Here is a 23,597-nt window from a genome sequence, read left to right on the forward strand (position 1 = left end):
TTCCGTTTCTTTAGATACTATCTCCAATAGCAAATACCGCAAAACTCCACTTTATTTATCCACTCTGCTTATATATTGCTATGCTTTAGCCGCAATTACCGCGTGCGCAGCTATTACGTCTGGTAATTCATTGATATTCTTTTGACAACGGGGTTTAACGGGAGCACACAGTGAGACAAAATCAGTTCGGACAAACTATCGGTGCGGAATTAGTTGATTGGCCGTCAGCGCAAACACCTAAGCAAGAAATCCCATCCGGCCATTTTTGCTATCTGACACCGGTTCATGCCGATAAACATGCAAAATCACTCTTTCAGGCTTACCATCTCATTAATGATGCGCGGGACTGGACCTATTTTTATTGTGAGCGTCCTGAGAATGAAGATGACTTTTACCATTATCTGCAAAAGTTAATTAATGCCAATGATGCTTTCCATTACACCGTGGTTGATTCGCTATCGGGTGATGCATTGGGCACTGTAGGGTTGCAGCGTATTGATGAAAAAAACGGCGTAATTGAGATTGGTTCTGTTAATTGGTCGCCACGGTTAAAACGTCATTCGGCAGGAACAGAAGCCATATATCTGCTATTACATTATGTTTTTGATGAATTAGGCTATCGGCGCTGCGAGTGGAAATGTGATTCGTTAAATGAACCGTCTAACTCTGCGGCATCTCGTTTTGGTTTTCAGTACGAAGGGCAATTTCGTCAGGCAATCGTGACGAAAGGGCGCAATAGAGACACCAATTGGTACTCGATAACTGACAGAGACTGGCCATTAATTAAGCAAGCATTTAATGATTGGTTAGCCGCAGAAAACTTTGATAGCCAGGGCCGGCAAAAAGTACGATTACAGGATTTAAGAGTTTGTCGCTAATGGTGTGCTGATTTAAATGCATTGATCCTATATTGCTGTTTTATAGATAAATTATTCAGTCTAATTTTTCTAAATAAAGCTAATAATAGATAAAAAGGTGTAAAGGCGAAATAATTAGCTTAGCTATAGCGCGATCTATAAAACAATTAGAGTAAAAAGTGAGCACATAAAGAAATTATATTTTTTTACATTTTCATCTCGCGAAACTTAAGAGTGTCATTATACTGTAATCATACGGCGGTATTTTTCACACGGTGCATAGCTTAGGCTGATGTTTATCACTGCGGGGATCGCTAATGGTAGAGTCCATGATTGGGCTGTTAAGACAAAACAAAGGTTTTACTCAATCGACTCGTTGTTACGAGGGCTTCAACGCCGACTCTCAAATTCCAGTATTACCCTCTTTATTGACTTCTACTATATTATTTTCAGTCTTGTCGTTATTCCCCGTATCTGTGTCATGCAATAACTCCCGTTGCGATATTGTTTTCATCCGACCATCAGGTTGGATGCTGACATTATTCGCATTTTTATCGCTAGTATTGGCTGCAAAGGAAGCCAGAACCTCATCCGTATGTGAAACATATACCCAAAATAATTCGAGTGCAGCAAGGCGGCAGCCAGTAATTAAAGAGCAGCCAACATATGTAGCTTGAAGTATGGCGGATATAATCGCGCGGGCTTTCCTGCTGCGATAGTTGAATCAAACTGTAAGGTGCCACTATGGGAAGACAGAAAGCAGTGATCAAAGCTCGTCGTGAAGCGAAACGCGTGATTAGACGTGATTCACGTAGTCATCGTCAGCGTGAGGAAGAAAACGTGACATCGTTAGTGCAAATGGGCGGTGTTGAATCAATAGGTATGGCGCGGGATAGCCGCGATACCTCCGTTATTCAGGCACGTACCGAAGCTCAAAGTCATTACTTATCAGCCATAGACAGTAAGCTGCTCATCTTCGCCACCGGTGAAGCGGGGTGTGGTAAAACCTTTATCAGCGCTGCCAAGGCAGCAGAAGCACTCATTCACAAAGAGGTTGAACGGATTATTGTAACGCGACCGGTGCTACAGGCAGATGAGGATCTGGGGTTCTTACCCGGTGATATCTCTGAAAAATTCGCGCCTTACTTCCGCCCGGTGTACGACATTTTGCTGCGCCGGCTCGGTTCCTCGTTCATGCAATATTGTCTGCGACCGGAAATCGGTAAAGTGGAAATCGCGCCTTTCGCTTACATGCGCGGGCGTACCTTTGAGAATGCGGTGGTGATCCTCGATGAGGCACAAAACGTAACCGCCAGCCAAATGAAAATGTTTCTGACCCGCCTGGGTGAGAATGTTACGGTCATTGTTAATGGCGATATTACCCAATGCGATCTGCCGCGTGGGGTGAAATCAGGTCTTAGCGATGCATTGGAGCGTTTTGCCGAGGATGAAATGATCGGCATTATTCGCTTCGATAAACAGGACTGTGTGCGCTCTGAGCTGTGCCAGCGCACCCTAAACGCCTATTCATAACTCAAGGTTATGAATGGAGGGCCCCATAAAAAAGGGCAAGCGCGATAAACGCTTGCCCTTTGCTATTCATTAATCGTCGCTACAACATAATCGTCATCATATACGCGGCAAACAGTGCCAGATGAGCGGTGCCGTTGAGCACGTTGGTTCTGCCGGTAGAGAAGGAGATTTGCGACAGAATCAACACGCTGACCATGACCACGATATGCGGTGCTTCGAGGCCGAAATTAAGCTCCTGCCCGGTCAATACCGCTATTAATGTAACCGCAGGAACCGTCAGGGAAATCGTTGCCAGCACTGAGCCAAAGAACAGGTTCATTGCGCGCTGTACCTGATTAGCCAAGACCGCTTTTAATGCGCCCAAGCCTTCCGGTGACAAGATGAGCAAGGCAATCAGGAAGCCGGTGAATTTAGCGGGCGCATTGAGTTCAGTCAGTAGCGATTCCAGTGGGTTGGCATCAAATTTGGTGACGGCAATAACGGCCACCAGATGTATCAACAGCCAGAAGGTATGCCACAAGCTGCTGTGCGACGAGGGTTTACCGTGATGCGGATCGCTTGGGTCATCACCTTCATCTTCATGTTCGTAGACAAACAGGCTTTGGTGCGTTTTAGTTTGAATTAGCAGGAAAACACCGTACATGGCAGCGGAAATGGCGGCAACCACCAACGATTGTGTGACGGTAAAATTACCGCCCGGCAGGGTGCTCGGTAAGACCAAGACAATGATAACCAATGGGAAGATAGCCATCAGGTACTGTTTGATCCCCACCAGATTAACGTGTTGGGTGGCAAATTTGCGCCCACCCAGCAACAGTGAAACCCCGACCAGGCCGCCGATAACAATCATAATGATGGAATAGAGCGTATCACGCATCAACGCGGGGGCAGCATCGCCTGTCGCCATCATTGCCGAGATCAAACTGACCTCAAGCACCACCACTGACAAGCTGAGGATCAAGGAACCATAAGGTTCACCCAAACGGTGCGCCAGTACATCGGCATGGCGAACCACGCTGAAAGCACTGCTCAGGATACCGACCAGGGCAATCAGGTTAATAACGATGACGGCAGAAAAATTGCTGGTATCACCCCAGATATTAAGGATAACCAGCGCAATAATTGGCAGGATAAGGGAGTATTCGTGGTGGCGTGATTTAGATCGGCCAGGATCATGTTGCGACTTCATTTTGAGAATGCTCCTAATAACTTTACTGTATTAAACAGGCATTAGACCCATTTAATGATAATTAAGCGCCATATTGCAGGCAATATAGTTATAAGACTAACAAATAACAGGGAATTGTCGCAGGAAATTTACAAGCTTTTAACTGCGATGAAGGCGGGGGAAAGCGAATAACATGGGCATCACAAGATTATGCCCATTGATTTTATAGGTATTAATACATTCTAGCTATCAATGTTGTCCATAACTTCATGGCGTTTCTGATGATAAATTTCTTCTGTCATCCCCTCACGCCAATAGGGTATCGCATAGAGTTGCTGGCGCTGACAGCCTTTTTCACGACGCAGATAGCGGCGCAGTTGTACCACCATTTTGTCTTCGCCTGCCAACCAGAAAGCGGCCTTATCCATTGGCAAATCCAGAGTACAGAATTGGTTAACCACATCGATTGTCTTCTCGGTTCCGCCAATCACCCAGCTTAATGCCATACCGACAGGTTTTATCAGGTCTAGCACATCCTGCGGGCTATCCACACGAATGATGGTATGACCCTGCGCGTCAGTAGGCAGTGTTTCCAGCAGGGCGGCAATGGCTGGGAGTGAAGAGGGATCTCCTACCAGATAGCTATAGGCGGCACAGGGCAACAGGGTATCCGGCCCACCGGGGTTCGTTATCCCTATCCAATCTCCTGCTTTAGCATGACGGGCAAAATCTACCGCCGGGCCACGGCTTTCATGCATTACAAACTCAATATCTATTTCTAACTGTTGCGGGCGGGCGGCTCGAACGCTATAGGTGCGCACAATTGGGCGAATATCAGCCGCGGGCCAGATTGGGCCTTTTTCGCCAGGTACCGGTAACTCAGGTTGTGTCTGATGGGCTAAGGGTAAGAAAATTTTCAGATGAGCGCCGGCACAATCTGCCGGGTAATCATGCAATGTCGGGCTATGAAATGTGATGCGGCGCAAATGTAGTGAGGTGTCTTCGATCCTTTTTACCTGAACCAGACGCGGGGGCGTTGGGCGGTGTAGGGGTTTTGCTGCGGTGGATTCCAAAGTCACAGTTTATCCTTCTTATCTTATTGGTGTTCTATTTCTTGGCCGTTAGCCAGCATAGGCATGGCTTATAGAGCGCTAAACTATACCACCAACTAATGTTAATGATAATTATTTGCATAAGATAAGTGTGAAGGAAACGGCAGGGTATCGTTGCCCCGCAGGTGTGCAGGGCAAAATGTGTCAACGGGTTAGCTGATAGATTGCACTACTGCGGTTCGCCGAAAATGCATACTTAAACGTAGCATGGTGACTAACGCTATCGCCATGACCACCATCGCGGCAAGCGGTAGCTGTTCCAATCGCACGCCAAATGCCAGTAATGAGCCGCCAAGCCAGGCACCTAATGCATTGCCTAAATTAAACGCACTTTGGTTAAAGGTGGATGCCAGATTGGGGGCATTTCGGGCCTGATCGACGACTAACAGTTGTAACATTGGGCAAAGGGCAAAAGCCACAATACTCCAGATAAACAAGGTCAGCACTGCCGGTAAGTAAAAACCAATGGTGTAATGCAATGCCAGTAGAATACCTATCAAAATGGCTATCAGGCGAGTCATTGAGCCGACCAAGTTTTTATCACCCAAGCGGCCACCCAGTACACTGCCGATTGACAAACCGACGCCGAGAATTAATAAAACCACAGTCACCCCATGTTCAGAAACCTGCGTCACATCGCGCAGTAAGGGGGCAATATAGGTAAATACAGTAAACAGACTGGTATTGGTTAACACAGATAGCAGCAGAGCCGTTTGTACTTTCTTTTGCATCAGGGTTTTAAATTCTAATTTCGGGCTAATTCGCTTCATTGGAATATTATTCGGCAGCCAGGCAACCACGGCAATAATTGCCACAATCCCAATCGCACTAACGCCCCAGAAAGCGGCACGCCAACCGAAAGCCTGCCCGATAGCGGTACCTAGCGGAACACCGAGCACATTAGCCAGTGTCACCCCCATAAAGACCAGAGCGATGGCTCGTGCCCGGCGATTGGGTTGCACCAGGTCGGTTGCGACCACCGATGCCAGGCCGAAGAAGGTGCCATGACACAGGGCCGCAATAATGCGTGCCATCATTAACAGATTATAGGTTTCAGCCAGTGCACACAGGATATTGCCGAGAATAAACAGCACGATTAAACCCAACAGCGTGGATTTTCGTGGAATACGGGCCGTGGCAATCGCTAAAAGGGGGGCTCCGATAACCACGCCCATCGCGTAAACTGAAACCAACATGCCGGTTTTGGGAATGCTGACACTCAGGTCACTGGCGACTTCCGGTAACAACCCCATAATTACAAATTCGCTGGTACCAATACCAAAAGTAGCAATGGTTAGCGCGATTATTGCCAATGGCATGAATCACTCCTGAAGAGACGGCAAACGGCAAGCTCAACTTCTTCTCTGACATGAATATGCAGGAGATAAAGTTTATGCAGATAAATTAATGTGAGCGATCTTATCACCGCTTAAAATGTGCGTCTAACGGCAAAGTGCTCTATTAAGAAGTATTTAAATACCGCTAATTTCAGTTGTAACGCATCAATCGGTTAGAACCAATAATGTATGGGTTTTAGTTATCTGATTGAAATGTATACTTTAATTTCTATTTTCTGCCTGATATATTCCCAGCGGCTTAACATTATTCGGGCATCAGCCCGCTGCAATGACAATCTGACTGAGGCCACGAATACATTATTCATCTTGCAGGCCGGTGTCAGTCGATATATCCGTGAATGAGAAGAAGACATGAGTAAAGAATTATTGATTATCGCCGCACGTATGCTGAATGATTTCAGCTAAATTTACCGTCTGGTGAATATGTCTTATGAAGCAGAACGTGATAAATGGCTTGTTTTGCAATTTGCCACGAGTAATCAGTCGAGGTCATCGTTATCTGGGGTAAATTGCACCCGGACTTCAGTGCCCCCATTTTCCCGCTGACGAATATCACAGTGCCCATGCAAACTGTTGGCGCGATCCTGCATAATTATCAAACCGTAATGATTAGGCCGCTCGCTGGCCTGACCAATCCCGCAGCCATTATCGCGAATCGACATCACCACATCGCCTTGGATGCGGGTCACTTCGACCCGCGCTTCGCTGGCATGTGCATGTTTGTAGATATTATTCAGCGCTTCACGGGCAATATTGACCATGTGGATAGCTTGATGGTCTGGTACCCCATCGGAGGGGAGGCTAAAACTGAGTTCAATTTTTAGCGCGGCCCGCTCACTGAATTCATTCACCAATTTTTGTAGCGCGGCTTGAAGTGTTGCCTCATTAAGTTTTAGGCGGAAAGTGGTGAGTAATTCACGTAACTGGCGGTAGGCAACGTTTAATTCATCCCGCATTTGCTGCATCAGTAGCTTACTTGCTTCCGGTAAATCTGGCGTCTGCATCTGTAGGCAGCTAATTTGTATTTTCAGGCAAGATAAGGATTGAGCGATAGAATCATGCAATTCCCGCGCAATGGCCGATCGTTCTTCCATTAGCAGGAGTTGCTGTTGATGCCGTGCCTGACTTTCCAGCGCCAGCGTGCTGGTCAGTTGTTCAACCAGCATATTAACCAGTTGTTGTTGATCCGAATTGAGTGGCTTATCCGTGGGAAGTTTTGCCAGGAGCAAGCCATATTGACCGAGCTTATCACTCAAGCTCCAGCTCAGGGACTCCCATGACATGCCACGGTTTAATGGAACGCAAGGGCCTTCGACAATTAATTGAGTCGGGCGATGTTGTGGTGGCAGGTTCTCACCATCGGTAAGGTGGTTGAGCTGATTGCGGTATAGATGACTTTCATACAAACAGATTTGCACATTTTCCAACGGTGTAAGCGCCTGTAATTGTTCAATCACTGGGATCAAGCGTTCGCTCAATGGCTGGTTTGTGTGTAATTGACGGCTACTATGATAAAGGAAAGCCAGCACTTGGTTTTTCTGTTGTAAATCGGCGGTTTTTTCAGTAACGCGTTTTTCTAAATCACTGTAAATTAATGACAACTCCTGCGACATGCGATTTAATGCGATACCCAACATCCCCATCTCATCGCGTTGATGGGACAACCTATAGCGTTGACTAAAATCACCACGTCCAATCGCATGAGCCATTGAGATCAATTGCAGCCACGGGCTGAGTAAGCGGCGGCGCAGATAATAGATAGTGACCAGCAGAAGCCCCAGTGTTAGTACAATAAATACCAACTGAATCAGGGTGACCAGCAGTAGGCGTTGCTCAGTTTTGTGGTCTATGGCGAGCACCAGGGCATCAAGCTGGTGGACAAAGTCGGCAACACTGGCTGCAACCTCGTCAGGGTGCCTGGCCTGCTGTAATTGGGGTTTGAGTGTGGTCTGCCAATACTGCTCTATTTGCCGGTACTGGCTGTTTAGCCCTTCTCGCTGCAACGCTTGCTGTAAATCACTGCTGGTTTTGTCTTGCTCTAACGCCACCAGATAAGACAAGTCATTTTCATCAAGCGGAACCATCGAAAGCAGTCGGTAACTTTGCATTCGCAGCGAGCCTGCTTTGTTGATGGCATGTGCATTACCCTGAATGCTTTGTGCCATCCATGACGAAATGGTCATGCCAGCCAGCCCAAGCATACCCAGCAGTATCATCAGCATGGCAATCTGATTAACTAATGGGATCAGGTAACGTCTCATAAAGCGGGAATCCTTTGACCAATCAACGCCGCTACTTTACCGTTTTTGGTGCTGAAGTGTTAGAGCTAATGAGACTTCATTCCTGCGGCTGTCATCATCATACGAAACAGCATAGAGACGGCTAATAATGCCAACACGCTAGCGCACCAAATGACCACCAACCAGCCGACTTTTTTCCACCACGGAGCTTTTACCTGTTCAGCGGCATGGGGGGAGGGCTGTGATGCTACCGCCTTATTTTCACGTATATTAGTGTCACTCATATTTATTCCAACTCACTGTTCTTAGAAAAGTATCAGGGTCGGCACCCCGCCCTGACACGAATGGCTGACGTAAACTCAGTGGTAACCTTGGTCATGATTGATTTTCCCGCGGAACACGTAGTAGCTCCAGAAGGTATAAACCAGAATAATGGGAATAATAAATAACGCGCCGACTAACATGAATCCCAAACTTTGTGGTGGAGCGGCAGCTTGCCACAGGGTAATAGACGGCGGAATAAGGTAGGGCCAGATGCTAATGCCAAGGCCGCTGTATCCCAGGAAGACCAACAATAAGGTTAATAAGAAAGGTGCGTAATGCGCACCACGGCGAACTGAGCGCAGTAAGGCTGCACTGGCAAGCAATACCAATACAGGAACGGGCAGGAACCAGAACACGTTTGGTAGGGTAAACCAGCGCGCTGCAATCTGCGGATGCGCCAGCGGCGTCCACAGACTGATAACGGCAATAATCAGTAGCATAAAGAGTGTGAGAGGTGTTGCCAGCTTATGCATCACTTCCTGTACATGGCCTTCAGTTTTCATAATGAGCCAGGTACAACCGAGTAGGGAATAGGCGGTTACCAAACCGAGGCCGCAGAACAGCGCAAAAGGAGTAAACCAGTCAAACGGCCCGCCACTATAGCTACGACCTGTTACTGGAAATCCATTAATAAATGCACCAACAACCATTCCTTGGGTAAATGTGGCGACCAGAGAACCACCAATAAAGGCTTTGTCCCAGATGTGTTGTTTGTTCGGGCTGGCTTTAAAGCGGAATTCAAATGCCACACCACGGAAAATTAAGCCCAACAGCATGAGGGTTAATGGGATCGCCAGGGCATCCAAAATAACCGCATATGCCAGCGGGAACGCACCCAGTAAGGCCGCGCCGCCTAAAACCAGCCAGGTTTCATTGCCGTCCCACACTGGGGCTACGCTGTTCATCATTAAATCCCGGTCACGGCTGGCTTTGACCAGTGGAAACAGGATGCCGATGCCCAAATCGAAACCATCCATAACGACATACATCATGGTGCTGAAAACAATAATGACAAACCAGATCAGTGGAAGGTCGATACCCATAATTAACTCCTGTGGCCTTGGTTGTTATCACTATTTACCGGTTGGTTATCCTTACCAAATGGTTCACTGACGGCAGACAATGGCCGTGATGGCGTACTTGATTGGCCGGGGCCACCTTTATTTTGCTGTGTGCCTTCATGTGCCTTCGGCCCTTTGCGGATCAAGCGCATCATATAGGCATATCCCACGCCGAATACTGAGCCGTACACCACAATAAACACCAACAGACTGATGCTCATGTGCATCTCACCATGAGAGGAAACTGCGTCGCGGGTACGTTGCAGACCATAAACAATCCACGGCTGGCGGCCTACCTCAGTGGTAAACCAACCGGCCAGAATAGCAATCAGGCCGGATGGCCCCATCCACAAAACGAAATACAAGAATGGGCGCGATTGATACAACCCTCCTCGCCAGCGTAACCATAAACTCCAGAACCCAGCCAAAATCATCAACATGCCTAAGCCGACCATGATGCGGAATGACCAAAACACAATGGTAGAGTTTGGGCGGTCTTCCGGTGGGAAAGATTTCAGCGCCGGGATCTGTTTTTCCAAACTGTGCGTCAGGATCAAGCTGCCTAAATAGGGGATTTCCAGCGCAAAGTGCGTTTTTTCCTGTTTCATGTCCGGCCAGCCAAACAGAATCAATGGCGTAGGTTCACCGGGTTTATTTTCCCAGTGGCCCTCAATGGCAGCAATTTTAGCCGGCTGATATTCCAGCGTATTTAAGCCATGAGCATCACCGATGACGGCCTGAATGGGGGCGACAATCAATGCCATCCACATCGCCATAGATAGCATCTTTCTCATCGCTGGCGTGTCACGCTGGCGCAATAGATGCCAGGCCGCAGATGCGCCGACAAAGAATGCCGATGCCAGGAACGCGGCGGTTGTCATATGCAGCAAGCGGTAGGGGAATGAGGGGTTAAAGATGACTTTCAGCCAGTCAACGGGTACCACTTGCCCATTGATGACTTCAAAGCCTTGTGGAGTCTGCATCCAACTGTTGGAGGCGAGAATCCAGAACGTAGACATCAGCGTGCCCAGCGCCACCATACAAGTAGCAAAGAAGTGCAAGCCCGGCCCGACGCGGTTCCAGCCAAAAAGCATCACGCCGAGGAAACCGGCTTCAAGGAAGAAAGCCGTTAGCACTTCATACGTCAGGAGTGGGCCGGTAATGCTCCCTGCGAATTCAGAGAAGAAGCTCCAGTTGGTACCAAACTGGTAGGCCATGACCAGACCAGAAACCACCCCCATACCAAAGTTGACAGCAAAGATTTTTGACCAGAAGTGGTACAGGTCACGGTAATCCTCATTTTTGGTTTTCAGCCATAACCCTTCGAGTACCGCAAGAAAACTGGCCAGTCCGATAGTGATGGCGGGGAAAATGATATGAAATGAAATAGTAAAAGCGAATTGGATCCGGGCCAACTCTAGAGCGGTTAAGCCAAACATAGCGACCTCACTGCAAACATGGTACTGCCTCATCTATGTATAAATGCAAAAAATAAATTACGCCAATCGTCTCGGGATGGTGAGTGACCCACGAGCAATTTTTTGCGGGAAACTTGGCAGTTAGTTAACCATAAGTTAAAGTGGCTATAATAGTGACAATTAATCCAATATTACCTATAACAGATTCTCTATGACACGATATGAACAGTTAGCTCAACAAATTCGGGCACAGATACAATCTAAAGTCTGGCAGGCGGGTGATAAGCTGCCTTCTCTGCGGGAGAGTTGTCAGCAGTCAGGTTTAAGTTTGATGACAGTGGTGCAATCTTACCAATTGCTGGAAAGTCAGGGATGGATCATGGCACGCCCCCAGTCGGGCTATTACGTCGCGTCACGCCCGACACAATTGCCCCAACCTCAGCGGGGTAAAAAGCTGCACCTGGATGAACAGGTGGATATTAATGCTTTTATTTTTGATGTGCTTCAGGCGGGTAAAGATCCGGCCATAATGCCGTTTGGCTCGGCGTTTCCTGATCCGAGTCTGTTAATACAACCACGGTTATCACGCGCGTTGGCCAATGTTGCGCGCAAGATATCACCACAAAGTTCGGTGACCAATCTGCCGCCGGGCAATGAAAGCCTGCGTCGCAATATTGCTCAACGCTATGCCGCGAGCGGGATGAATGTTTCGCCGGAAGAGATTGTGATTACAGCGGGTGCGATGGAGTCACTCAGCTTGAGTTTGCAGGCGGTGACTCAGCCCGGCGATTGGGTGGTCATTGAGTCACCGGCCTTTTATGGCGCATTACAGGCAATTGAGCGCTTACGGCTGAAAGCCATCGCCATTACCACTCATCCACAACAGGGTATGGATTTGGATTCCCTGGAACAGGTGATCAGCCAATACCCGATCAAGGCTTGCTGGCTGATGACACACTTTCAGAATCCGTTGGGATGCACCATGTCATGGCCGCAGAAAAAACGGTTGGTGGCGCTGTTACAGCAGAATAATATTTCACTGATTGAAGATGATGTTTATGGCGAGTTGTACTTCGGTGCAGAGCGGTTGTTGCCGGCAAAAGCCCTCGATCAGCATCGGCAAATCCTGCATTGTTCCTCCTTTTCTAAATGTTTGGCTCCGGGGTTCCGCGTGGGGTGGGTTGCTGCTGGCGAACATGCTCAGCGAGTTCAGCATTTGCAGTTAATGAGTACGGTTTCTGCGAGCGTGCCGACACAGTTGGCGATTGCCGATTATTTAAGTCAGGGGGGATATGATACCCATTTGCGCCGCTTGCGACGGCTAATGGAACAGCGGCTCAATACCTTGCATCAAGCGGTGGCCGAACACTTCCCCAAAAACGTTAAAATTAGTCATCCGGCAGGGGGCTATTTTTTATGGCTGGAGCTGGAACCCCCTTTTAATGCCAGCGAGTTATACCGACGTGCATTGGCGCAGGGCGTGAGTATTGCTCCAGGACGTATGTTTACCACCGGGAATCAATTTGATCACTGCTTTCGACTTAATGCCTCTTTTGCGTGGTCTGAACAGAGTGAAAAAGCGATTCATATTCTGGCTCAATTAATTAACCAATTGATGGGCAGCGCGGATAACAGCCGATCTCATCGTTAGCCATGCCATTACCCCCCACCCATCCCATGCTGGTTTGATTCTGGCAATGACAGCCAAACCAGCATTATCCTCTAGCGATACTCAGGTTTCTTCACACGCACTCTTTTGCATAAATGATCAGTTTTTTTTGATCATAGCCAATTTATTCACAGATAAAACGCACTCAATTGATGCAATAGCTGCTCATTTATAGGGCAGCTAAAACATTTATTGTTATATTTGTGTTGCCAGAATGTGATCTGGTAGAGCAAAAGAGAAAGTTTATTTTATATGCATATAATTTCGATTTTACAATTTGTAAAACGCACCAAATGCGCCTTTTAAGAGGTGTGAATGCGATTATTGTGCATAATTATTCATTTTAAGTGGCTGTTTTTATGAAATTTATACATTTTATTCACATTTGGAATGGTGTGGCACGAAAGCTGCTGTACACTTTATATCAGGTGAATATATTTCATTATTTATTGTTAACAGAATAATAGCTTTTTGTTGGAGTTTTTGGTTGGTGCTGATGATAAGTCTCTAAACCTAATATTTACGCTGATTAAAGAGGTCAATATGGAACAGCCAATTCCGGTCACCCGACAATCTTTTGACGAGTGGATCGTCCCAACGTATGCACCGGCAGATTTCATCATCGTTCGTGGTGAAGGCTCGACGCTGTGGGATCAGCAAGGAAAATCATATATCGACTTTGCCGGTGGTATTGCGGTGAATGCCTTGGGGCATGGGCACCCGGCCGTAAAAGCCACGCTGATTGAACAGGCAGATAAGGTGTGGCATCTCGGTAATGGTTATACCAATGAACCGGTATTGCGTTTGGCGAAGCAATTGATTGATGCCACTTTTGCGGAAAAGGTTTTCTTCTGCAACTCCGGGGCTGAGGCTAATGAAGCCGCACTGAAACTGGCACGTAAGTATGCATTGGATAATTTTGCCAATAAACCGGGTCAGCCGGGTGAAAAGAATCAGATTGTTGCTTTTAGAAATGCATTTCATGGCCGGACGCTGTTTACGGTTTCCGCCGGCGGGCAGCCTAAGTATTCGCAAGATTTCGCGCCGTTACCCGGTGGTATCAGCCACGGCATTTTCAACGATTTGTCCTCGGCACAAGCGCTTATTAATGACCAAACCTGTGCGGTGATTGTCGAGCCAATTCAGGGCGAAGGCGGCGTGTTACCGGCTGAAAGAGAGTTCCTGCATGGTTTGCGAGCGCTTTGTGACCGCCATCATGCGTTACTGATTTTTGATGAAGTGCAAACCGGGATGGGCCGTACCGGAGCGCTTTATGCCTATATGCACTATGGCGTTACGCCGGATGTGCTAACCAGTGCTAAAGCGCTTGGCGGTGGTTTCCCGATTGCGGCGATGCTGACCACGACAAAATATGCCAGCGCGCTCAATGTCGGTAGCCACGGCACCACCTATGGCGGCAACCCCTTAGCCTGTGCAGTGGCGGGAACGGTTTTGTCATTGATTAATCAACCCGCGCTATTAGCGGGCGTTAAAGATCGTAATCAGTGGTTCTTGGATGGATTGGCAGAAATTAATGCGCGGTACAAGGTTTTTGCTGAAATTCGCGGACGTGGCTTGCTGATTGGCTGCGCGCTCAATAGCGATTATGCCGGTAAAGCGAAAAAGATTGTTCAGGCGGCAGCACAGCACGGGCTAATCGCGTTGATTGCTGGCCCTGATGTCGTGCGTTTTGCGCCATCGTTGATTATTTCCCAACACGATATTAAAGAGGGTTTGGCCCGACTTGCTCTGGGTATTGAACAGGTTTGTCGCAAGACTCAGTCGTAATTTTATGCAGTAAGCAAGGGACTTTGACTATGATGATAGTTCGCCCGGTAGAACGCAGAGATCTGGCCGATATCCTTGAACTGGCTGGGAAAACAGGCGTTGGCATGACTTCACTGCCACAAAATGAGCAGCACCTCGCGGCCAGAATAGAGCGTGCATTAAATACCTGGCAAGGCGCATTGGCACCGGGCGAGCAGGGGTATCTGTTCGTATTGGAAGATAGCGAACGGCAAAAAGTGGTCGGCGTCAGCGCGATTGAAGTGGCTGTTGGTATGAACGATCCTTGGTATAACTTCCGGGTCGGCACGCTGGTACACGCCTCGAAAACGCTTAATGTGTATAAATCTGTTCCCACCTTGTTTCTAAGTAATGACCACACCGGTTACAGCGAACTGTGTACGTTGTTCCTCGATCCCGAGTATCGGAAAGAGAAGAATGGCCCGTTCCTGTCGAAAGTTCGCTTTCTGTTTATGGCTGCTTTCCGCCAATACTTTTCGCGCAAAGTGATCGCGGAAATGCGTGGATTTACTGATGATAATGGCCGCTCACCGTTTTGGGAAAATGTCGGTCGTCATTTCTTTTCGATTGAGTTTGCAAAAGCAGATTATCTCAGTGGCACGGGGCAAAAAGCGTTTATTGCCGAATTAATGCCTAAACATCCGCTGTATGTGGATTTTCTGGCAGAAGAGGCCCGTGCCGTGATAGGACAGGTCCATCCTCACACCGCACCGGCCCGCGCGGTGCTGGAAACAGAAGGTCTGCAATATCAAGGCTATGTCGATATTTTTGACGGCGGGCCAACACTGGAAGCCAATACTGATGAAGTGCGGGCGGTGCGTGATTGCAGTAAACGGACGGTGGCTATTGAGGATATCGATATTGACCCAAACGGTACGGCCTATTTGGTCACTAACGACCGTTACCAAGATTTCCGCGCAATATTAATTGATACTCATCTATCCGACGATTTACTGCATTTAAGCTCTGAAAATGCCGCCGCACTGGGTGTTGCCGCCGGCGACTCAGTTCGTATCGTCAGCCTGTTTGCTCCGGAGACAAAGAAATGACCCACCCAGCTCTGTTTATTCAAGGTGAATGGCGTACAGGTAAAGGTGCGTCTTTCGATAAGCATGATCCTATGGATCAGCAACTATTATGGCAAGCCCGTGCTGCGGATCAGCAAGATGTCGCCGCTGCCTGTCAGGCGGCACGAACAGCTTTCCCTCACTGGGCACGTACCCCGCTGGAGCAGCGAGTTGCGGTAATACAACGTTTTGCCGCCTTGCTCGAACAACATAAACAGCAACTGGCACGTACCATCAGCCTGGAAACCAGTAAGCCGCATTGGGAAACGTTGACCGAAGTACAGGCGATGATAGGTAAAGTAGCCATTTCATTGCAGGCTTACCAAATTCGGACTGGCAGCAGCCAAACCCCGATGGGCGGGGATCTCTCTGTGCTGCGTCACCGTCCACATGGTGTCCTGGCCGTTTTTGGCCCATATAACTTCCCCGGTCACTTGCCCAATGGTCACATCGTTCCTGCCTTGCTGGCGGGCAACACCGTGGTATTCAAACCTAGTGAACTGACGCCGGTGACGGCAGAAGAAACAGTCAAATTGTGGCAGCAAGCCGGTATCCCTGATGGGGTACTTAATTTGGTGCAGGGGGGGCGTGATACCGGTGAGGCGCTGGCCGCTCAGCAGGATATTGATGGCCTATTGTTTACCGGCAGTGCCAATACCGGCTACCACTTGCACCGTCAATTGGCGGGGCAGCCGGAAAAAATCCTGGCGTTGGAAATGGGGGGTAACAACGCCTTGATCGTAGAGCAAGTGAAAGACACTGACGCCGCCGTTAATCTTGCGATTCAATCCGCGTTTATCTCTGCCGGGCAGCGATGTACCTGTTCGCGTCGGTTGTTAGTGAAATCTGGTGCGGAGGGGGATGCATTTCTACAACGTTTTGTGGCCGTCGCCAAAGCGCTGCGTATTGGCCGCTGGGATATGCAACCCGCACCCTTTATGGGGGCGGTTATTTCCGCTCAGGCAGCAGATAAAATGTTGGCGGCTCAACAACATCTGATTGAGTTGGGGAGTCACCCGTTACTGACCATGACCCGGCCCGATAGTCAAAGTGCGGTACTCACACCTGGGATTATTGATATCACGGGTATCAATAATGTGCCTGATGAAGAGTATTTTGGTCCATTGGTCAGTGTCATCCGCTATACAGATTTTGCCGAAGCACTGAAAATAGCTAATCAGACCCGCTTTGGCTTAGCCATTGGCCTGGTTTCTGAGGATCGTCAGCAGTTTGAACAACTATTGCTGGAGGCGCGTGCAGGGATTGTAAACTGGAACAAACCACTGACTGGGGCATCCAGTGCTGCACCTTTTGGTGGTGTCGGTGCATCGGGTAATCATCGCCCAAGTGCATTTTATGCTGCCGACTATTGTGCATGGCCGATGGCTTCGCTGGAGAGTGAAAGCTTGATACTGCCGACAACATTATCACCCGGTATTTGTTTTGATTTGCCAGCGACTGATTCAACCAATAGCCACTGAGCCGTGAACGGAGAATATGATGGCGGGACATGAAGTTAACTTTGATGGACTGGTCGGGCTGACACATCACTACGCGGGTTTATCTTTTGGTAACGAGGCCTCCACCACGCACCAAAATAGCGTTTCCAACCCCCGTTTGGCAGCAAAGCAGGGCTTGCTTAAGATGAAAGCGCTGGCTGATTTGGGTTATAAGCAAGGTGTGCTACCACCACAAGAGCGGCCAGCAATCAGCGTGTTGCGTCAGTTGGGTTTCAGTGGCTCTGATGAGCAGGTTTTAAGTCAGGTTGCCCGCCAATCACCGCGCCTGTTATCAGCGGTCAGTTCGGCTTCATCAATGTGGACCGCCAATGCGGCGACGGTATCACCCTCTGCTGACAGCGCTGATGGTCAAGTGCACTTTACAGTGGCTAATCTGAATAATAAATTTCACCGGGCAATTGAGGCAGATAACACGTCAGCATTGCTAAAAGGGGTGTTTAGCAACCCTCGTCATTTTGTTCACCACGCTGCGCTGCCCTCGGTGGAGTTGTTTGGTGACGAAGGTGCTGCTAATCACAATCGCCTTGGCGGGGAGTACGGGAACCCCGGTATTCAGGTGTTTGTTTACGGTCGCAAAGGGTTAGACGGTGGCGCAATGCCCAGTCGATACCCGGCCAGACAAACGCTGGAAGCTAGCCAGGCGGTGGCACGATTGCATCAGTTAGCGCCTGAGCGCACCGTCTTTGTGCAACAAAACCCCACGGTAATTGATCACGGTGTCTTTCATAATGATGTCATCGCGGTCAGTAATCAGAATGTGTTATTTCACCATCAACATGCATTCGTACCTGACATGCATGTTATGGATGATATTCGCCGTAAGATGGCTCGTTTGGAGCAACAATTTGTCACCATTGAAGTGCCAGAAGCTCAGGTGTCAGTAGCTGACGCAGTATCGACCTATCTGTTTAACAGCCAATTATTAACTAAACCTAATGGCAAAATGTTGTTGGTTATTCCTCAGGAGTCGCAAGAAAACCCCAGGGTATGGCGCTATCTGTCCGAACTTATCAGCAGTGGCAGCGTGATTGATGAAGTTCGGGTGTTTGATTTGCGTGAGAGTATGCGTAACGGCGGCGGGCCTGCCTGTTTACGTTTGCGGGTTGCCTTGAATGATACGGAATTGCAGGCGGTCAACAGTAGAGTAATGATGACTCCGGCCCTGTTTGTTACGTTAAATAATTGGGTCGATCAATATTATCGTGACCACCTGCAATTTAAAGATTTAGCCGATCCACAATTGTTACAGGAAGGGCGGCAGGCGTTGGATCAGCTGACGCGCATACTTAACCTTGGCTCGGTATACCCGTTCCAACGCGATTAGTGCTGGATGAAGCCTAAACCACTGAAGAGAGAGAAGGGGCGCTAATGCTGGATTTTCTAGCAGTAACACTGTCTGGTGAGCCACCGCAAATCGTACAAGGCAAAACAGACACTCTGCATTGGCAGTGGCTGGGTGAAGGCATGTTGATATTGACGCCACACCGCGATTATAGCCAATCAATAGTGATTTCTGCTGGTATTCATGGCAATGAAACAGCACCAATTGAGATTTTAAATCAATTGGTTACTGACTTATTTAGCGGGAATTACCCTTGGCCGTCCGCTTGTTAGTGCTATTAGGTAATCCTGCGGCGATCATCGCAGGAAAGCGCTATATCAATAACGATATCAACCGGATGTTTGGTGGCCGCTACCAAAATTATCCGTCAGATAATGAAACACAAAGAGTTGAGGAACTTGAAAAAGTCATCAGTGCATTTTTTCTTACCGGGCACCAAACAGCGCGGCTGCATTATGACCTGCATACGGCGATTCGTGGCTCTAACCATACCCGTTTTGCCTTATTACCTTATCAGCAGACGCCCTATTCGGCGGCAATGGTCCGTTGGTTACGAGATATTGAGCTGGAGGCTCTGGTTATGCATACCTCGGCAGGCGGTACATTTGCTCATTTCAGCAGCGAATGCTATCAGGCGGCCAGTTGCACTTTAGAGTTAGGAAAGGCGTTGCCGTTTGGCGAAAATCAACTTTCAAACTTCAATGGCGTTTCCCGTGGTTTACGTACACTGGTAAGTGGTGAAGAGCTGCCTGCTCGTACCACTGAGACGATGCTTTTTTATCGGGTGGTGAAATCATTACTTAAGCAGCATTCTGATTTTACCTTGCGAGTCGCCGATGACCTTGTGAATTTTACTCGTTTCCCACAAGGAACATTGCTTACCGAACAACCCAATGAGTATTATCGGGTTCAACATGAGAATGAGTGGATTTTGTTTCCAAACCCGAAGGTAGCTTTAGGATTGCGTGCAGGGATCATGTTGGTGCAAATGGATGAAAGTGAATTACCTACGGCATAAGTAAGTTTGGTTTATAAATATTCGTGCATATAGTTACGCAGGGTAATATCCAGCTCGGTGGAGCGACTTAAGCTAAATCTAAAGTGATAAATCACATAAATAGACACTAAAATGAGTCATTAGCAATAATGGCTCATTTTTCGTTCATTAAAATTAAGACTATCTTATCTGATGAAGTATAAAAATCTTTATATTAATGGAGGTGTGCTCTGTTTTTTGTGGCAATCCCACACATCTAATAATCTTATTAGCCTATTTTATGAATGTCATCATTTGTTGTTGCACTAAAAAGAAGAGGTGTTTTGCATTCTTAATAGTCATTTGATTACTTTTGTTATGGAGAAAATAAAATAGAACTATGATATTCACTGCAATTTACAAATCTAACGACGTAACAGGGTAAAAAAGAAACAAAATGAAATGACTTTGCACCAAAAAAGTGCGCGCGCACCATGTTGGTCATCATATTCAATATAAAACTACTTATAATCAGCATGTTGTGGAAAGTTCACTGAAAAACATTTTGTTACAAACTATTACCTGTCTATGCCGATGTTTCTATGTTTTTACCATTTTAACTTTTTGTGCTTAATGATAATGTCTCTTCGCTTTACAAGACAGGTTACTATAAAAAATTAAAAATTAACTTTTAAGAGGCTAAAAAATTAATTTAGCCCGGTGGGTTGGTTTTATTAAAATTCAAAGGAAAAATAATGATGAAGCGCAGTATGCTGGCCCTGGCGGTCGCCTTGAGTATCGTTCCTACTCTCTCAAATGCAGCCGAGATTTATAATAAAGATGGCAACAAACTGGATCTTTATGGTCGCGTAGCCGCCAAGTACCTTTTCTCAAACCATAATAACGCAGACGATACTTATGTCCGTTTTGGTTTTAAAGGGGAAACACAAATCAATAGCCAACTGACTGGTTTCGGTCAGTGGGAATATAATGTTGCCGCCAAAAATGCGGAATCTCAGGGTGATAAAGGCAATAAAACCCGTTTGGGTTTTGCGGGTCTGAAATTTGCTGAATTTGGTTCTTTCGATTATGGCCGTAACTATGGCGTAGTTTATGACGCGCTGGCTTATACTGATATGCTGCCAGAATTCGGTGGTGACACAATCGTTTATACCGATAACTATATGACGGGCCGTTCTACCGGTCTGGCAACATACCGTAACTCTGACTTCTTCGGTCTGGTAAAAGGCCTGAATGTTGCAGCTCAGTATCAGGGTCGTAATGACGACGGTGATACCACTCAGAATGAGCGTGCAATTCAGAAAGCTAACGGTGATGGTTTCGGTTTATCTGTTGATTATCAAGACATCGAAGGCAGCGGTATTGGCTTCGCAGGCGCTTACTCTTCATCCAACCGTACCTTGGGCCAAAAAAATCTGGCTAACAGTGCGAGTGGCGATAAGGCCCAGGCTTGGGCTACTGCGCTGAAATACGATGCAAACCAGGTTTATATCGCAGCAATGTACGGTGAAACGTTGAACATGACGCCATACAAGGCACTGATTGCCAATAAAACTCAGAACGTAGAGTTGGTAGCACAGTATCAGTTTGAAAATGGTATTCGCCCGTCCATTGCTTATGTCCAATCTAAAGGTAAGGACCTGGCTGTTGTGGGTGATGCAGACTTGCTGAAATATGCTGAAATCGGTGTGACTTACTACTTCAACAAGAACATGTTCACCTATGTTGACTACCAGATTAACCTGCTGGATGAAGACAAAAATCCATTGGGCTTAAGCACTGATGACGTTGTAGCAGTGAACCTGACTTACCGTTTCTAATCTAATTTGAGCCGTGAGTATTGCCCTTTTCTGTGTCGGAAATAGGTGAGTTAAAGGGCGGGGGAACCCCGCTTTTTTGTATTTAACACATTCAGAAGTTGAATCAAAAAGTATGACTATAAATCAGCGGTGATACTGTTGTTCACCCCATTTCAGCATTGTATCAACCAACGGCTGGAGTAGCTGCTGTAAGCGAGCTGCTCGTTCTGGTTGATAGGTGTATGGCTCTGTCTCAGACATATAGTTTAACTGTGATAACTCAAGTTGCACCGCGTGTTGATGGTCCTGTGGTAAACCATACGCTCTAGTTATATATCCGCCTTTAAAGCGGCCATTTAATATATGACTGAATGTGGATTGGTGCTCGCAGCATTCTATTAGTTGTTTGCTTAACGATGGGCTGCAACTGGCACCACTGTTCGTCCCAAAATTCAAATCTGGCAATTTCCCCTCAAACAATCTCGGTATAACTGAAGCAATCGAATGAGCATCTAGCAGTAACGCATAGCCAAATTTAGCTCTAAGCCGTTCCAGTTCTCGCTGAAGTTGTTGATGGTAGGGACGCCAGATCTGCATTAGGTAGGATTGGCGTTCTTGCGGTGATGGTGTTTTACCTGACATAAAGCAAGGCTGGCCATCAAACAGAGTTTCAGGGAATAGACCGGTGGTAGCTGTCGTATAAAGTGGCTGGTCATCGTCAGGGCGGTTAAGGTCAACCACCAGACGGGAATAGTTACCGATTAATATGCTGGCCCCCATGTCGTGGGCAAAGTCATAAAGGTGAGGAATATGCCAGTCAGTATCAGACAATGGGCGAGCAGCCGCAGTCAACCCAGCCTCAACTGCCGGTGTCAGCCATGTTCCTGCGTGTGGAATGCTGATCAATAGCGGTAATTTACCCGCCTGAAAACGCAAAGACTCAGTTAGATTCATGAGCGAGTTTCTCCTTGAAATACAACAGCGGCAGGCAGTTGCCCTCCCAACCAATATGCCAGTTCGGCAGGGCGCGATAATGGCCAATGAACCCAGTTTGCTAATTTACCGGTTTCCAGTGTGCCTTGGCTCTGTTGCACGCCAAGCGCCTGTGCTGCATGGCAAGTAACACCTGCCAGCGCCTCTTCGGGTGTCATACGGAATAATGTGCAAGCCATATTAAGCATTAAACGCAGGGAGAGTGCCGGGGATGTTCCCGGATTGGCATCACTGGCTAAGGCCATTGGTACGCCATATCGGCGAAACATCTCAACTGGAGGGCATTGTGTTTCACGCAACAAGTAATAGGCACCCGGCAGTAAAACTGCCACCGTACCCGCCTGACTCATGGCTTTAACATCAGATTCAGTCGCGTATTCTAAATGGTCGGCAGACAAGGCACCAAACTTAGCAGCCAGGGTGCCGCCATTGAGAGAAGAAAGCTGCTCTGCATGTAATTTGATGGGTAAACCTGCTTTTTGCGCAGCTAAAAATACGCGCTCAACTTGAGTTGGTGAGAATGCCAAATGCTCACAAAAAGCATCGACTGCATCCGCTAAACCTTCTACAGCGACTTGTGGAATAATAGTGCTACAAACATAGTCAATATAATCATCAGGACGGCCCGTAAACTCAGGGGGTAAGGCATGAGCGGCCAGACAGGTGGTTTTAATGGTAATAGGTAATATTTCACCCAGTTTACGGGCAACCCGGAGCATTTTTATCTCACTTTCCAAACTAAGCCCGTAACCGGATTTAATTTCAATACAGGTCACGCCTTCAGCTAGCAGAGATCTCAGGCGAAATAGCGCTTGCTCTAGTAATTGTTGTTCGCTTGCGGCCCGAGTAGCTCTGACGGTCGAAATAATACCACCGCCATTTGCTGCTATTTCTGCATAACTCACCCCGTTCAGGCGTTGCTCAAATTCAGCACTGCGGTCACCGCCAAACACCAAATGGGTATGGCAATCAATCAGACCTGGTGTGATCAAGCCACCTTTATAGACTACTTCGTGGCTGGTTGTGATCGGCGGTAATTCTGCATATGGCCCAATCCAAACTATTTTGCCACCAGTAACTGCCATAGCCCCTTGCGGGATCAGGTGGTACTTCCCACCCTGCATAGTCACGATATCGGCACCGTACCACAGGCTGTCACAGTGAATCATTGACACCATTTCACTCCTCCACGGGCATATCCTGTAAACGGCACTTGTTACTACAATGCCACTTAGATCGGATATCTCGAAATTAGGTTGTATATACAATCATGGACAACCTAGCGCATAAATTCACTATCGGCAAGATAGCGATTTAAACAATTGCGTAACAC

General features: G+C 47.6%; 17 protein-coding genes and 1 pseudogene. 9 read left to right on the forward strand and 9 right to left on the reverse strand.

All coding sequences use genetic code 11. From position 1 onward, the window contains the following. The first annotated feature begins 170 nt into the window (after positions 1 to 170). Both YALDO0001_RS00210 and phoH read left to right on the forward strand, forming a co-directional pair. Positions 171 to 878, forward strand: a complete 708-nt coding sequence (locus YALDO0001_RS00210) for a GNAT family N-acetyltransferase (protein ID WP_004698858.1) — start codon at positions 171 to 173, stop codon at positions 876 to 878. A 723-nt stretch (positions 879 to 1,601) separates the two neighbouring features. Beyond that, positions 1,602 to 2,390, forward strand: a complete 789-nt coding sequence (gene phoH / locus YALDO0001_RS00215) for a phosphate starvation-inducible protein PhoH (RefSeq protein ID WP_042546065.1) — start codon at positions 1,602 to 1,604, stop codon at positions 2,388 to 2,390. A gap of 79 nt (positions 2,391 to 2,469) precedes the next feature. Here phoH and chaA read toward each other — a convergent pair whose 3' ends face one another. The 7 genes from chaA to YALDO0001_RS00250 all read right to left on the reverse strand — a co-directional run bounded on the left by chaA (position 2,470) and on the right by YALDO0001_RS00250 (position 11,092). Next, positions 2,470 to 3,579 (reverse strand): sodium-potassium/proton antiporter ChaA, encoded by a 1,110-nt coding sequence (gene chaA, locus YALDO0001_RS00220; protein ID WP_004698861.1) that lies wholly within the window; start codon positions 3,577 to 3,579, stop codon positions 2,470 to 2,472. A 221-nt stretch (positions 3,580 to 3,800) separates the two neighbouring features. After that, positions 3,801 to 4,637: a siderophore-interacting protein gene (locus YALDO0001_RS00225; protein WP_004698862.1), complete on the reverse strand. Its 837-nt coding sequence runs from the start codon at positions 4,635 to 4,637 to the stop codon at positions 3,801 to 3,803. Positions 4,638 to 4,822: 185 nt separating this feature from the next. After that, the gene (locus tag YALDO0001_RS00230) at positions 4,823 to 5,989 is read right to left on the reverse strand and encodes an MFS transporter (RefSeq protein WP_004698865.1); all 1,167 of its coding nucleotides are present in this window, start codon (positions 5,987 to 5,989) and stop codon (positions 4,823 to 4,825) included. Positions 5,990 to 6,507: 518 nt separating this feature from the next. Next, entirely contained in the window at positions 6,508 to 8,289 is a 1,782-nt protein-coding gene (gene narX / locus YALDO0001_RS00235) for a nitrate/nitrite two-component system sensor histidine kinase NarX (protein WP_004698867.1), read from the reverse strand. Positions 8,290 to 8,354: 65 nt separating this feature from the next. After that, positions 8,355 to 8,552: a DUF2474 domain-containing protein gene (locus YALDO0001_RS00240; RefSeq protein ID WP_004698870.1), complete on the reverse strand. Its 198-nt coding sequence runs from the start codon at positions 8,550 to 8,552 to the stop codon at positions 8,355 to 8,357. Positions 8,553 to 8,627: 75 nt separating this feature from the next. Beyond that, the gene (gene cydB / locus YALDO0001_RS00245) at positions 8,628 to 9,635 is read right to left on the reverse strand and encodes a cytochrome d ubiquinol oxidase subunit II (RefSeq protein WP_004698873.1); all 1,008 of its coding nucleotides are present in this window, start codon (positions 9,633 to 9,635) and stop codon (positions 8,628 to 8,630) included. 2 nt (positions 9,636 to 9,637) lie between these two features. Further along, the gene (locus YALDO0001_RS00250) at positions 9,638 to 11,092 is read right to left on the reverse strand and encodes a cytochrome ubiquinol oxidase subunit I (protein ID WP_004698875.1); all 1,455 of its coding nucleotides are present in this window, start codon (positions 11,090 to 11,092) and stop codon (positions 9,638 to 9,640) included. A 190-nt stretch (positions 11,093 to 11,282) separates the two neighbouring features. Between YALDO0001_RS00250 and YALDO0001_RS00255 the strand changes: the two genes are divergently transcribed. The 7 genes and pseudogenes from YALDO0001_RS00255 to YALDO0001_RS00285 all read left to right on the forward strand — a co-directional run bounded on the left by YALDO0001_RS00255 (position 11,283) and on the right by YALDO0001_RS00285 (position 21,292). After that, a complete protein-coding gene (locus tag YALDO0001_RS00255; RefSeq protein WP_004698877.1) occupies positions 11,283 to 12,722 on the forward strand; it encodes an aminotransferase-like domain-containing protein in 1,440 nt (479 codons plus the stop codon). Between the two features lie 561 nt (positions 12,723 to 13,283). Continuing rightward, positions 13,284 to 14,528 (forward strand): aspartate aminotransferase family protein, encoded by a 1,245-nt coding sequence (locus YALDO0001_RS00260; RefSeq protein WP_042839211.1) that lies wholly within the window; start codon positions 13,284 to 13,286, stop codon positions 14,526 to 14,528. 29 nt (positions 14,529 to 14,557) lie between these two features. Beyond that, positions 14,558 to 15,595, forward strand: coding sequence for an arginine N-succinyltransferase (gene astA / locus YALDO0001_RS00265; RefSeq protein ID WP_004698882.1), 1,038 nt, complete (start codon positions 14,558 to 14,560; stop codon positions 15,593 to 15,595). Continuing rightward, complete coding sequence (astD, locus tag YALDO0001_RS00270; RefSeq protein WP_042839163.1) at positions 15,592 to 17,094, forward strand: succinylglutamate-semialdehyde dehydrogenase; 1,503 nt, start codon at positions 15,592 to 15,594, stop codon at positions 17,092 to 17,094. Before astA ends, astD begins: the two co-directional genes overlap by 4 nt. 19 nt (positions 17,095 to 17,113) lie before the next feature. After that, positions 17,114 to 18,457, forward strand: coding sequence for an N-succinylarginine dihydrolase (astB, locus tag YALDO0001_RS00275; protein ID WP_042839164.1), 1,344 nt, complete (start codon positions 17,114 to 17,116; stop codon positions 18,455 to 18,457). Positions 18,458 to 18,501: 44 nt separating this feature from the next. Then, a pseudogene (gene astE / locus YALDO0001_RS00280) lies at positions 18,502 to 19,493 on the forward strand (succinylglutamate desuccinylase). 713 nt (positions 19,494 to 20,206) lie between these two features. Beyond that, a complete protein-coding gene (locus tag YALDO0001_RS00285) occupies positions 20,207 to 21,292 on the forward strand; it encodes a porin (protein WP_042839165.1) in 1,086 nt (361 codons plus the stop codon). Positions 21,293 to 21,415: 123 nt separating this feature from the next. Here YALDO0001_RS00285 and hutG read toward each other — a convergent pair whose 3' ends face one another. Continuing rightward, on the reverse strand, positions 21,416 to 22,225 hold the full coding sequence (hutG, locus tag YALDO0001_RS00290; protein ID WP_042839166.1) for an N-formylglutamate deformylase: 810 nt from the start codon (positions 22,223 to 22,225) through the stop codon (positions 21,416 to 21,418). Further along, positions 22,222 to 23,442: an imidazolonepropionase gene (hutI, locus tag YALDO0001_RS00295; RefSeq protein ID WP_042839167.1), complete on the reverse strand. Its 1,221-nt coding sequence runs from the start codon at positions 23,440 to 23,442 to the stop codon at positions 22,222 to 22,224. The genes hutG and hutI overlap by 4 nt, the downstream gene beginning before the upstream one ends. Between the last annotated feature and the right edge of the window lie 155 nt (positions 23,443 to 23,597).

It is taken from the genome of Yersinia aldovae ATCC 35236, from assembly GCF_000173735.1.
Classification (GTDB): Bacteria; Pseudomonadota; Gammaproteobacteria; order Enterobacterales; family Enterobacteriaceae; genus Yersinia; species Yersinia aldovae.